Source organism: Streptomyces sp. NBC_00490, from assembly GCF_036013645.1.
In the GTDB taxonomy this organism is placed as follows: domain Bacteria; phylum Actinomycetota; class Actinomycetes; order Streptomycetales; family Streptomycetaceae; genus Streptomyces; species Streptomyces canus_F.
Genome location: NZ_CP107869.1, coordinates 3,918,845 through 3,931,629, shown reverse-complemented (window position 1 = coordinate 3,931,629; position 12,785 = coordinate 3,918,845). Strand labels below are relative to the sequence as shown.

Below are 12,785 nucleotides of genomic sequence, written 5' to 3'. Positions count from 1 at the left end.
AAGTGGGGAGTTCCCGCCGCCGGACCGGAGATATTCCTATGGTAATCACCGCGCAGCTCCCCACGGCTCGCGAAGAACCCCGGCCCGCCGAATCGGCCCGGTCCGTGCGGCGGGGGTCGATGCTGTGGCTGTGGCCGTTCGCCGTCGCGCTCGCCGTGGCGGGCTACGGGATGACCGACTCCCTGCTGGGGCGCGATGAACTGGTCACCTGGGACATGGTGGGCCGGGACACCGGACGGATCCTGGCCACGCTGGGAAACGTCGACGCCGTACACGGCACGTATTACCTGCTGATGCACGGATGGGTGGAGCCGTTCGGGGATTCCGTTGTTTCGCTGCGGCTGCCGTCGGTATTGGCTGTGGCGGCCGCGGCGGCGGTGATTGCTCTGATCGGGGACCGGCTTTTCGGATATCGCGCCGGAATTCTGGCCGGGTTTCTCTTCGCGATCTCACCGGCGGTGAGCCGTTATGGCCAGGAGGCCCGCAGCTACGCCCTGGTGATGCTCGCGGTCGCCCTCGCCACGCTTCTGCTGCTGCGGGCCCTGGACCGTCCGCGCGGCCCCTGGCGCTGGGCCGGCTACGCACTCGCGCTGGTCCTGACCGGACTCCTCCACCTGATCGCGCTGTCCGTCGTACTCGCCCACGCCTGTCTGCTCGTGGCCCACGCGCGGCAGGACCGCTCGCTGTGGTGGAAGGCCGCTCTGGCACTGTCGGCGGTCGCCGGGTGCGTCGCCCCGCTCGCCGTGCTCGGCAGGTCCCAGGCGCAGCGTCAGCTGTACTGGGTGCCGGCGCCCGACGGCTGGGACCTTCTCTCCCTCGCCCAGGGCCTGTTCGCCTCCGCGCTGGGCGGCGGAGCCGTGATCGCGCTGGCTGTGCTGGCCCGATCGCAGCGCAGGGCGCCGCTGGTGATGTGCGGTGTCTGGGCCCTGCTGCCGCCCCTTCTCGTCTGGGCCGCCTCTCACGGCGAGGTGTCCTACTTCCGCAGTGTCTACGTCCTCTTCACCCTCCCGGCGTGGGCTCTCCTGGCCGGTGCGGGGGTCGCCGCGGCCTCGCGTTCCCGGAAGACCGCCGCGGCCCTGGTCGCGACGCTGGCCGTGCTCACGCTGCCCGACCAGAGGCAGATGCGGCAGCCGTTCGAACACGACGCCCCGGTGCCCGTCGACTACGCGGCGGCGGCCGATGTGATCAAGCGGTTCCACCGTCCCGGGGACGCCGTCGTCTACGACCGTGCGGACACCTGGAAACTGGACGGCGGAGTGCGGTACTACCTGCCCCGCGACCTCAGACTGCGCGATGTCTTCCTGGCGAGGACACCGGCCGCGATCGACGACCTGTACGCGGTCCAGTGCTCCGCGCCGGACCTGTGCGTCGAGGACGAGCCGCGCGTGTGGCTGCTGACGCAGGGGACGGGATTCCCCTTCAACGCCATCGCCCCCGCGCAGGCGAGCGCCTTGCAGCGGCGGTACACGGTGTCCGAGAGCAGGCCGGTGACGGGGATGACGGTGAGTCTGCTGGAGCGCACGGGCAGCCGACAGACGCGGCAAGGGGTGTCCGGCAGTCGTGACGACCTGCGGGACACCCCTTGAGCCGGGCTCCGGGCGGTGGGATTTACGGGACGGGGATCCCGCCGTTCTCCTGGTCCGGGGCCGGTTGCATGTTCACGAGGACCCAGGGGTTGTCGTCACAGTCCAGAGTGCGGTCACTGGTGTCCACCGCGCATGTGGTCTCGTAGATCTGTCCGGCGGTGGTGATGACGTCGATCCGCATGTCCCCTTCGTCCTGGTTGCCCTGGGCATGCCCTTCGACGGAGATCCCGCAGGCGTCCTGCGGGTAGCCGGTGTGCTCGGTGAGGTCGGTCCACAGGAAGGGCCCGGGGGTGTTCCCCGTGAGGTCACGAATACCGGCGTAGGTCCTGTTCGGGCCACCCATGACCGGCGGGGTCAGCGCGGCCCGCAGCTCGAAGTTGTTGCTGTCCTGGGTGGAGTCGATTTCGACGCACGCGTTGGGGCCGGTGGCCCCCGACGCTCCAGTGGCTCCCGACGCTCCAGTGGCTCCCGTTGCTCCGGTGGCCCCCGTCGCTCCGTCCGCCCCGGTGGCTCCCGTCGCCCCCTTCGGACCCGTCGCGCCCTTCGGGCCGGTCGCACCGGTGGCGCCGGTCGCGCCCTTGCACTTGTCCTTCGGCTTCGGCTTCGTCTCGGGGACGTACGACTCCGCGGCCGACCGCGACTTGTGGGGGCGGCAGCTCTTGCCCTTGCCGCCCTGCAGCGTGGCAGTGGGCTTGTCGTCGGACACGGAGGCGGCGGCCGCCGCGGTGGGCGAGACCACTCCGGTCGCGAGGACCAGCGTGAGGGAGGCCAGCATCCCGGCCTTCCGGAATCTCGTGCGGGCCAGCGGACCGAGCAGCGAGGGCGTCTGTCGGGAACTCATAGGCATGCTCCTCTTGCGCACAGCAGGCCGGGGACGTCCCGGCCTCAGTGCGAGGGTGACCCGAGCGCCCCACGGCAGTGCCTCTGTCCTGGGGGAACGCGCCGTTGTGTAAGTAGGACGGTCTAACGAACTGCGGGATCCGGGTGAGCAGACGTGACGGCATCGCAACCCGCGGGACGAATCCACGGCGTCGGCCGCCGCGTCTTGGCCGGTATGGAACCGCAGAAGCCGCTGCCTCAGCCCCGGCAGCCCGAGGGCTGCCTCACCGTCGCCATCCGCATCCCGGTACGGATCGTCGTGCTCGTGCTGGTCGTTCCGGTACGGATGGTGTGGGACGCGCTCGTGGTGGCGGGGCGGTTCCTGAACGACACCGTGCTGCGGCCGTTCGGGAGGGCGTTGCTGTGGGTCGGGCGGGCTGTCTTCGTGTGGCCGCTCGTGGGGCTGTGGCGGTATGTGGTCGTGCCGCTCGGCAAGGGGCTGGGGTGGCTGGGGAAGTACCTCGTCGTCGTGCCCCTGGCGTGGCTGTACCGGTATGTGCTCACTCCCGTCGGGCACGGCTTCGGGTGGGTCGCGCGGGGGATCGGGGCCGGTCTCGCGTGGGTGTACGCGCGCGTGCTCACCCCGATCGGGCACGGCGTCATGTGGGTGACGCGGGGGATCGGGCTCGGGGTGTACACCGCCGTGGCCTGGCTGGCGCGCTACCTCGTCGTCGTCCCCGCCCTGTGGGTGTACGAGTGGATCCTCACGCCCGTCGGTCACGGCATGCTCTGGATCCTCCGGGGCATCGGTATCTGTCTGTACTGGATCGCGCGCGTGCTCCTCGTGCTGCCGGCGCTCGCGCTGTGGCGGTGGGTGCTCACTCCGGTCGGCCGGTTCCTGGCCGTCGTGGGGCGGGAGGTGGGGGACGCGCTCGGACACGCCTGGCGGATCGCCGGGCACATCTCGCTCGCCGTCGGGCGGTTCCTCGGGGCCCTCTTCCGGTGGATCTTCGTGGAGCCGGTGCGGTGGGTGTACCGGACGCTGCTCACACCGGTCGGGCATGTGGTGCGCGACCTCGTGCTGCGGCCCGTCGCCGAGGCCGCGCGCAGTGTGGGGCGGGCCACGCGGCAGGCGCTCACCACCGCCCGGGAGACCGTGCGGCAGGCCCGCGCCGACTTCCGCCGGATGCTTCTCGGGGAGCCCCGGGAGAGGATCGGGGCGGCCCTACGGGAACCGTCGGGCGGCGAAACACGTACTCTTGGTAGTAGTACGACCGCACTCACGAAGGACTGAACGACACTGGGCAAGCGACAGCCCGAAGGCCCGCCGCCCGCACCCGCGGTGCAGCGCATCCGACTGCGCTACACCAAGCGCGGCCGCCTCCGGTTCACCAGCCACCGTGACTTCCAGCGCGCCTTCGAGCGTGCGTTGCGCCGTGCCGAGGTGCCGATGGCGTACTCGGCGGGGTTCACGCCGCATCCGAAGGTGTCGTACGCCAATGCCGCACCCACCGGCACGGGCAGTGAGGCGGAGTATCTGGAGATCGCCCTCACCCAGGCGCGGGACCCCGAGAAGCTCAGGATCCTGCTCGACGAGTCGATGCCCACCGGCCTCGACATCATCGACGCGGTCGAGGCCCGCACCTCCGGGCTCGCCGACCGGCTCACGGCCTCGGTGTGGGAGCTGCGGCTCGACGGAGTGGACCCGGCCGACGCCGAGCGCGCGGTCGCGGCCTTCACCGCCGCCGAGTCCGTAGAGGTCCAGCGCAAGACCAAGAACGGCATCCGTACCTTCGACGCCCGTTCCGCAGTCGTACAGCTCGAGACGCACGGTCCACAGGCTGATAGGCCGACCGACCAGCCTTGTGCGATACTGCGGCTGGTTGTTCGGCACGTGACGCCTGCCGTTCGACCCGACGACGCCCTGTCCGGTCTCCGCGCCGTGGCCGACCTGGCGCCGCCGGTCCCCGCTGCGGTGACCAGGCTGGCGCAGGGGCTGTTCGATGAAGAGACCGGCACGGTGACCGACCCGCTCGCGCCCGACCGCGAGGCAGCTGAGGCCCCCACAACGGCCGCTGCCGCCGCGAAGGCGCCGGCGTAGGGAAGGTCCCGCGAAGGACGGACGTCGTAGCGCCGCCCTCGTACTCGGGAGCCACCTGGGTCGGGCAGCACACCGACCAGAAGACTTTCGCCAGGCCGTACCCAACAGGGTGTACGGAACCGGCGAGACAGGACACAGAGAGCTCCCGTGCGGCGCCCGCGCCCCGGACGGCGGCACCGCGCATCGCGCGAGCCGCGGACGTCACCGGCATCGCCGGACCAGGTGCGGCGCCCGGGAGCCTGACGGGAGAAACGCCCGCATGCTCGAGCCGACCGAACCCACTGAGGGTTCCGAACTCAACACCCCCAGCGACACCCTGCCGCCGCGTCGTCGGCGCAGGGCCGCATCCCGACCGGCGGGCCCGCCGGTCGGCGCCGCAGCGGAGACGCCGGACGAGGCGACGCCGGCCATACCGGCCGCCGAGGACACGCCCGCCGAGGAGACCGAAGAGCCGGCGGTGGCCGAAGAGGCCGCTGCGGAGACCGAGGCACCTGCCGAGGAAGCCGCGCCCGCCGCTCGTACGCGTCGTCGTGCCACCCGCCGGGCGTCCGCGCCCGCCGGTGCTCCGGCCGCGGCCGAGGCCGCCGAGACCGTCGTGCCCGCCGCGGCCGAGGTGAAGGCCGAGGAGCCCGCCGCGGAGACCGTGGTGGCAGAGGCGCCCGCCGAGGAGGCCGCACCCGCCGCTCGTACGCGTCGTCGTGCCACCCGCCGGGCGTCCGCGCCCGCCGGTGCCCCGGCCGCCGACGAGGCCGCCGCGCCCGCCGAAGAGGCCGTAGCGGCTGAAGCGCCCGCCGAGGAGGCCGCGCCCGCCGCACGCACCCGCCGTCGTGCCACCCGCCGGACGGCCGCGCCCGTCGAGGCGCCGCAGGCCGCCGAGCCCGCCGCCCAGGACGCCGAGGCTCCGGCGAAGGCCGAGCCGGAGCCGATCGTCGCCGAAGAGGCTGCCGCCGAGGAAGAGGCCCCGCGCCGGGGCCGCCGTCGCGCCACGCGTCGCGTGACCGCGCCCACCGCGGCGCCCGAGAGCGTGGAGGCGCCCGTGAGCGCTGTCGAGGAGAACGAGCCGGTCGAGGCCGTCGAGCCGCAGGCGGCCGAAGAGGCGCCGGCGAGCGAGGCCCCCGCCGCCGAAGCCCCCGCCGACGAGGCCGGCCCGCGCCGTGCGCGCCGCCGTTCCGTACGTCGTGCCGCCACCGGGTTCTCCGAGCCCGCCGCGCGGTCCGGCGCCGAGGAGACCGCCGAGGACGAGGGTTCGCGTCGGCCGGCGCGGCCCGCCGTGGCCGTGTTCCAGGCGCCGGTCTTCGCCGAGCCGCAGTTCCAGACGCCCCAGCGGGCCGCCGCCGAGGCAGCCGCCGCCGAGGTGGAGGTCGACGAGGAGCCCGAGGCGGAGGTCCAGGAGGAGCAGACCCCGCGTCGCCGGCGCCGTCGCCGCGGTGAGCCCGCCGAGGCCGAGGCCGCCCCGGTCGTCGAGCCCGTCGCCGAGGAGGAGACGGACGAGGCCGAGGAGATCGCCGACGCCGAGGACGGTGCCGAGGCGGAGGACGCCGAGGAGAGCGGTTCGCGCCGCCGTCGTCGTCGTGGTGGCCGTCGCCGTCGTCGCGGTGAGTCCGCCGAGGCGGACGGCGAGGAGGGCGACGAGCTGGCCGCCGAGGCGGACCAGGACGCCGAGGACACCGCCGAGCAGGCCGAGGACGACGCGGAGGAGGACTCCGACGAGGGTGGTTCCTCATCCTCCAGCAGCCGTCGCCGTCGTCGCCGTCGCCGTCGTACCGGTGACAGCTCCGCAGACATCGAGCCCGGTGACGACCCCGAGCGCACGGTCGTCAAGGTCCGCGAGCCCCGTCCCCTGCGGGAAAAGGGTTCCGAGCCGTCCGACGAGGTGCAGTCCATCAAGGGCTCGACCCGTCTGGAGGCCAAGAAGCAGCGCCGCCGTGAGGGCCGTGAGCAGGGCCGCCGCCGGGTCCCGATCATCACCGAGGCCGAGTTCCTGGCCCGCCGCGAGGCCGTCGAGCGGGTGATGGTCGTCCGCCAGAGCGGTGAGCGCACGCAGATCGGCGTGCTCGAGGACGGTGTGCTCGTCGAGCACTACGTCAACAAGGAGCAGGCCACCTCGTACGTCGGCAACGTCTACCTGGGCAAGGTCCAGAACGTGCTGCCGTCGATGGAGGCCGCCTTCATCGACATCGGCAAGGGCCGCAACGCGGTGCTCTACGCCGGTGAGGTCAACTTCGAGGCGCTCGGCATGGCCAACGGGCCGCGGCGCATCGAGAGCGCGCTGAAGTCGGGTCAGCCGGTGCTCGTCCAGGTGACGAAGGACCCGATCGGGCACAAGGGCGCGCGGCTCACCAGCCAGGTCTCCCTGCCCGGGCGCTACCTCGTGTACGTGCCCGAGGGCTCCATGACCGGCATCAGCCGCAAGCTGCCCGACACCGAGCGAGCGCGGCTGAAGACCATCCTCAAGAAGATCGTCCCCGAGGACGCGGGCGTCATCGTGCGCACCGCCGCCGAGGGCGCGAGCGAGGACGAGCTGCGCCGCGATGTCGAGCGACTGCAGGCGCAGTGGGAGGACATCCAGAAGAAGGCCAAGAACGGCAACGCGCCGACGCTGCTGTACGGCGAGCCGGACATGACCGTCCGGGTCGTCCGCGACATCTTCAACGAGGACTTCACCAAGGTCGTCGTCAGCGGTGACGAGGCGTGGGAGACCATCCACGGATACGTCTCGCACGTCGCGCCCGACCTGGCCGAGCGGCTGTCGAAGTGGACCTCAGAGGTCGACGTCTTCGCCACCTACCGGATCGACGAGCAGCTCGCCAAGGCGCTGGACCGCAAGGTCTGGCTGCCCAGCGGCGGTTCGCTGGTGATCGACCGGACCGAGGCGATGGTCGTCGTCGACGTCAACACCGGCAAGTTCACCGGCCAGGGCGGCAACCTCGAGGAGACGGTCACCAGGAACAACCTGGAGGCGGCCGAGGAGATCGTGCGCCAGCTGCGGCTGCGCGACCTCGGCGGCATCATCGTCATCGACTTCATCGACATGGTCCTGGAGCAGAACCGGGACCTGGTGCTGCGGCGCCTGCTGGAGTGCCTGGGCCGGGACCGGACCAAGCACCAGGTGGCCGAGGTCACCTCGCTGGGCCTGGTCCAGATGACCCGTAAGCGGGTCGGCCAGGGCCTGCTGGAGTCGTTCTCGGAGACCTGCGTCCACTGCAACGGCCGCGGTGTCATCGTCCACATGGAGCAGCCGACCTCCGTCGGAGGCGGCGGCAAGCGCAAGAAGCGCGGGCGTGGCGGCATCGAGCACGTGCACGAGGCCGCGGTGGCGGCGGAGTCCGTCGACAGCGCCGAGGCCGACGAGCTGGACGTGGAGACCGAGGCGGAGGTGGCCGCCGAGGTCGCCGAGCCGGTCGCGCTGGCCGAGCCCGTCTACGAGCCCGACGAGGAGCTGTACAGCAGCGTCGCCGAGGCGGAGGCCGCGGTGGGCCGGGGCCGTTCACGGCGTCGGGCGAGCCGGCGGTCGTCGGCTCCGGCCGGTGCGCCGAGGCGGGAGCGGGGCGAGCGGGCCGAGGTTCCGACGGCTCAGGACGTGACGGCCGAGGAAGAGGTCGAGCGTCCGGTGCAGGTCGAGCCGGCCGTGCAGGCGCAGGCCGAGCCGGCCGCCGTCGAGGACCCGGTCGTCGAGGACGCCGCGCCCAGGGGGCGTACGCGTCGTCGTGCGACCCGCAAGGTGTCCGCGCCGGCCGGATCGCCCGCGGGTGCCGAGGCGGCCGTCGTGACGGTCACCGAGGCCCCGGCGGCGCCCGCGCCGGTCGCCGAGGAGGCTCCGGCCAAGGCCGAGCCGTCCGAGGCGCCCGCCGAGAGCGCCGCCCCGGCCCGTCCGCGCCGCCGTGCGGTGCGCAAGGCCACCGCGCCGACCGCGTCCGAGGAGACGGCCGTCGTGGTCGTCCCGGCGGCGGAGACCGCCACGGAGGCCCCGGCCGCCGAGGAGTCCGCCGAGGAGACGGCTCCGGCCAAGAAGACGGCCGCCCGCAAGACGGCCAAGAAGGCGACGGCGAAGAAGGCCGCCACCAAGAAGACCGCGGCCAAGAAGACGGCCGCAAAGAAGGCGACGACCAAGAAGGCCGCCGCCAAGAAGACGACGGCGAAGAAGACCGCGGCGGCCGAGCAGACGGTGTCCTCGGTCTCGGCTTCCGCCGACGAGAGCTGAGTTCCGGCTCACCGCGGGTGTGCGGCTGGTCCCGAGTGATCAGCCGCACACCCGGGAGCCCCGGCCCGGTTTGACCCGTTCGGCCGTGGCCCCGTAACCTTCACTGTCGGCGTGTCGACTGACACGTCACATCCCCGTAAACCCTTTCCTCCGGAACACCTGGGTGTTGTGGAGAGGCCGTCCGCGTGCCGGGTGGCTGGACTGCGGGGGTGCCGTCCCGAGCGAGAGAGTGAGATCCGCGTGTACGCCATCGTGCGCAGCGGTGGTCGCCAGCACAAGGTTGCTGTCGGCGACATCGTTGAGGTTGACAAGATTTCCACTGCCAAGGTTGGCGACACGGTCGAGCTCTCGACCCTGCTCGTTGTCGACGGCGAGTCCGTGACCAGCGACCCGTGGGTGCTGGCCGGTATCAAGGTCCAGGCCGAGGTCGTGGACCACCACAAGGGCGTCAAGATCGACATCCTTCGCTACAAGAACAAGACCGGCTACCGCCGTCGTCAGGGCCACCGCCAGCAGTACACGGCGATCAAGGTCACTGAGATCCCCGCGGCTGCGAAGTAAGGGACTGAGGAGAGATGGCACACAAGAAGGGCGCATCGTCCACCCGTAACGGTCGTGACTCCAACGCTCAGCGCCTCGGCGTGAAGCGTTTCGGCGGTCAGGTCGTCAACGCGGGTGAGATCCTGGTCCGCCAGCGCGGCACCCACTTCCACCCCGGCGCGGGCGTCGGCCGTGGCGGCGACGACACGCTGTTCGCCCTCGCGGCCGGTTCGGTGCAGTTCGGCACCCACCGTGGCCGCAAGGTCGTGAACATCGTCCCGGTCGCCTGAGCTCAGGCTTAGGGCTTCAGACCGAACGTTTCGCGAGGCGGACCTCACTTCCCCTGTGGGAAGGCGGGTCCGCCTTTCGCGTGTTACAGCAGTAGAGAACCGTACGAACATTTCAAGTGCTGGAGGCACCTCACATGACCACCTTCGTGGACCGCGTCGAACTGCATGTCGCCGCGGGTAACGGAGGTCACGGCTGTGCCTCCGTCCACCGGGAGAAGTTCAAGCCGCTCGGCGGCCCCGACGGCGGCAACGGCGGACGGGGCGGCGACGTCATCCTGACCGTCGACCAGTCGGTGACCACGCTCCTGGACTACCACCACTCCCCGCACCGCAAGGCCACCAACGGCAAGCCCGGTGAGGGCGGCAACCGCTCCGGCAAGGACGGCCAGGACCTGGTCCTGCTCGTGCCCGACGGCACCGTCGTCCAGGACAAGGCGGGCAACGTCCTCGCCGACCTGGTCGGCCACGGCACCTCCTTCGTCGCCGCCCAGGGCGGCCGCGGCGGCCTCGGCAACGCGGCGCTGGCGTCCGCGCGGCGCAAGGCGCCCGGCTTCGCGCTGCTCGGTGTGCCCGGTGACCTCCAGGACATCGTCCTGGAGCTGAAGACCGTCGCCGACGTCGCGCTGGTCGGCTACCCGAGCGCGGGCAAGTCCTCGCTGATCTCGGTGCTCAGCGCGGCCAAGCCGAAGATCGCCGACTACCCCTTCACCACCCTGGTCCCGAACCTCGGTGTGGTGACCGCCGGCTCGACCGTCTACACCATCGCCGACGTGCCGGGTCTGATCCCGGGCGCCAGCCAGGGCAAGGGCCTGGGCCTGGAGTTCCTGCGGCACGTGGAGCGGTGCAGCGTGCTGGTGCACGTGCTGGACACGGCGACCCTGGAGTCCGACCGTGACCCCGTCTCCGACCTCGACATCATCGAGGAGGAGCTGCGGCAGTACGGCGCCGGGCTCGACAAGCGGCCCCGCATGGTCGTGCTGAACAAGATCGACGTCCCGGACGGCAAGGACCTCGCCGAGATGGTGCGCCCGGAGCTGGAGGCGCGTGGCTACCGCGTCTTCGAGGTGTCCGCGGTGGCGCACATGGGGCTGAAGGAACTGTCGTTCGCGCTGGCCGACGTGGTCGCCAAGGCACGCGCCGCGAAGCCGAAGGAGGAGGCGACGCGGATCGTCATCCGGCCCAAGGCCGTGGACGACGCGGGCTTCACCGTGGTGCGCGAGGAGGACGGGCTGTTCCGGGTGCGCGGCGAGAAGCCGGAGCGCTGGGTGCGCCAGACCGACTTCAGCAACGACGAGGCCGTCGGCTATCTCGCCGACCGGCTCAACCGCCTCGGTGTCGAGGAGAAGCTGATGAAGGCGGGCGCCCGCTCGGGCGACGGTGTCGCGATCGGCCCCGAGGACAACGCCGTGGTCTTCGACTGGGAGCCGACCGTGATGGCCGGTGCCGAGATGCTCGGCCGCCGTGGTGAGGACCACCGCTTCGAGGCTCCGCGCCCCGCGGCTCAGCGGCGCCGCGACAAGGAGGCCGAGCGGGACGAGGCGTCGCGGGAGTTCGACGACTTCGAGCCGTTCGAGCAGTGAGCCGGCCGGTGACCCCGGTCGCAGGCTGAGGTGCCGTACGCCGGGAGAACCTCCGGCGTACGGCAGGGCAACCAAGCGTCGTTCCGGTGAGTCGTACGGGGCAGCGTGGACGAGGATCTTGATCCTCTCCACGGTCAACTGTCCTTACGGCCACCGGAGTTCACGTGCCCCTGCCTGCTTTGTCCGCCTCGCACAGAACCCGGCGCGCCGTCGTCGCGGCGATCGCCCTGATCGCCGCCACGTGCGGCGCGCTTCCCGTCGCACAGGCACAGGCACAGCCGAAGGCCGGGGCGCTGCAGGACTTCAACGGGGACGGCTACGAGGACCTCGCCGTCGGGGTGCCGTACGCCACGGTCGGCGGGAAGAAGGCGGCCGGCTACGTCGCCGTCGTCCTGGGATCGGCGAAGGGCCTGGACCTCGCGACCAGGAAGGTCCACTCGCAGGCCTCGCCCGGTGTCCCCGGCTCGCCCGAGGCGGACGACCGCTTCGGTGACCACGTCAGCTCCGTCGACCTGGACGGCGACGGCTACACCGACCTGGTGGTGCCCGCGACCGGGGAGCACTGGACGTCGGGCGGCGAGGCACAGGTCCAGAGCCAGACCGTGTTGTGGGGTTCCGCCACGGGCCTGTCCGGCGGAACGCTCCTGCAGCCGGGGCGGCTCCTCGACGCCTACTCCAGCCTCCCCGGCGACTTCGACGGCGACGGCCACACCGACCTGGCCATGTCCGGCGGTGTGCGCTTCGGCCCCTTCACCCGGGACGGCGCGCCCGCCCGCACCCAGGAGATCCCCGCCTACGACAGCGACGACTCGGTGCTCGACACGGCCGCCGGGGACGTCGACGGCGACGGCATCACCGACCTCGTCTCGCTGACCATGCCCGCCGACTGGGAACCCGGCGACCAGGGCTCCAGCCACCACCTCAACTACCTGCACGGCACCGAGCAGGGCCTCGCCCCGCTCTCCGCGCTGCGGAACGCGCGGGGCGCGAAGATCGAGGGCGGCAGCGACATCGAGCTCGGTGACGTGAACGGCGACGGCCGTGACGACATCGTCTTCGGCAGGCCCTTCCCGGCCAACGGCAACGAGGAGCCGAACGACCCCAGCCAGTACGGCGACCGGGTCGGCGTCGTCCTCGGCACCGCGCAGGGCCCGAAGACCGGGGACCCGCGCATGCTGCACCAGGACACCCCCGGGGTGCCGGGCGCCGGTGAGCCGGGCGACTTGTTCGGCGCGTCCGTCGCGGTCGGGGACGTCGACGGCGACGGCTGTGCCGACATCGTGGCCGGCGTCCCGCTCGAGGACTTCGCCGGTGTGCAGGACGCGGGCACGGTCGCCGTGATCCCGGGCGGGGCGTCCGGGCCCACCGGTGCCGGTTCGAAGGTGTTCAGCCAGAACACGGCCGGTGTCCCGGGCGCCGCCGAGCGCCGGGACCGCTTCGGCGAGGCCGTCACCCTGCTCGACACCGACGGCGACGGCCGCGCGGACCTGATCGTCGGCGCACCCGGGGAGAACGCCGACGCCGGCTCGGTGTGGGCCTTCCGCTCCACCGCCGCCGGAGTCACCACCAAGGGGTCCCTCGCCTTCGGCGCCAAGGCCTTCGGCACGAACCCGGACTCCGCCCGGCTGGGCGCGGACTTCCCGCACTGAGCCGCTGACCACCCGTCAG

Annotated in this window: 9 protein-coding genes; 8 read left to right on the top strand and 1 reads right to left on the bottom strand. The window is 72.1% G+C overall.

Features of this window, described 5'->3' with window-relative positions; genetic code table 11:
* Window positions 1–38 precede the first annotated feature (38 nt).
* Window positions 39–1,586: a glycosyltransferase family 39 protein gene (locus tag OG381_RS17770; protein ID WP_327717071.1), complete on the top strand. Its 1,548-nt coding sequence runs from the start codon at window positions 39–41 to the stop codon at window positions 1,584–1,586.
* Window positions 1,587–1,608: 22 nt separating this feature from the next.
* Here OG381_RS17770 and OG381_RS17765 read toward each other — a convergent pair whose 3' ends face one another.
* Window positions 1,609–2,427 (bottom strand): hypothetical protein, encoded by an 819-nt coding sequence (locus OG381_RS17765; RefSeq protein WP_327717070.1) that lies wholly within the window; start codon window positions 2,425–2,427, stop codon window positions 1,609–1,611.
* 213 nt (window positions 2,428–2,640) lie between these two features.
* Here OG381_RS17765 and OG381_RS17760 point away from each other — a divergent pair, with 213 nt between their 5' ends.
* The 7 genes from OG381_RS17760 (at window position 2,641) to OG381_RS17730 (ending at window position 12,766) form a co-directional block, all read left to right on the top strand.
* Window positions 2,641–3,699 (top strand): hypothetical protein, encoded by a 1,059-nt coding sequence (locus tag OG381_RS17760; RefSeq protein WP_327717069.1) that lies wholly within the window; start codon window positions 2,641–2,643, stop codon window positions 3,697–3,699.
* A 48-nt stretch (window positions 3,700–3,747) separates the two neighbouring features.
* The gene (locus tag OG381_RS17755; protein WP_327717068.1) at window positions 3,748–4,506 is read left to right on the top strand and encodes a TIGR03936 family radical SAM-associated protein; all 759 of its coding nucleotides are present in this window, start codon (window positions 3,748–3,750) and stop codon (window positions 4,504–4,506) included.
* Between the two features lie 259 nt (window positions 4,507–4,765).
* Window positions 4,766–8,707: an Rne/Rng family ribonuclease gene (locus tag OG381_RS17750; RefSeq protein WP_327717067.1), complete on the top strand. Its 3,942-nt coding sequence runs from the start codon at window positions 4,766–4,768 to the stop codon at window positions 8,705–8,707.
* A gap of 240 nt (window positions 8,708–8,947) precedes the next feature.
* Window positions 8,948–9,268, top strand: coding sequence for a 50S ribosomal protein L21 (gene rplU / locus OG381_RS17745; protein ID WP_046259920.1), 321 nt, complete (start codon window positions 8,948–8,950; stop codon window positions 9,266–9,268).
* Between the two features lie 14 nt (window positions 9,269–9,282).
* Window positions 9,283–9,537 carry a 50S ribosomal protein L27 gene (gene rpmA, locus OG381_RS17740; RefSeq protein ID WP_042172004.1) on the top strand — a complete coding sequence of 85 codons (255 nt, stop codon included), beginning with the start codon at window positions 9,283–9,285 and terminating at the stop codon, window positions 9,535–9,537.
* 134 nt (window positions 9,538–9,671) lie between these two features.
* Window positions 9,672–11,117, top strand: coding sequence for a GTPase ObgE (gene obgE, locus OG381_RS17735; protein WP_266827137.1), 1,446 nt, complete (start codon window positions 9,672–9,674; stop codon window positions 11,115–11,117).
* A gap of 164 nt (window positions 11,118–11,281) precedes the next feature.
* Window positions 11,282–12,766 (top strand): VCBS repeat-containing protein, encoded by a 1,485-nt coding sequence (locus OG381_RS17730; protein WP_327717066.1) that lies wholly within the window; start codon window positions 11,282–11,284, stop codon window positions 12,764–12,766.
* Window positions 12,767–12,785: the final 19 nt, after the last annotated feature.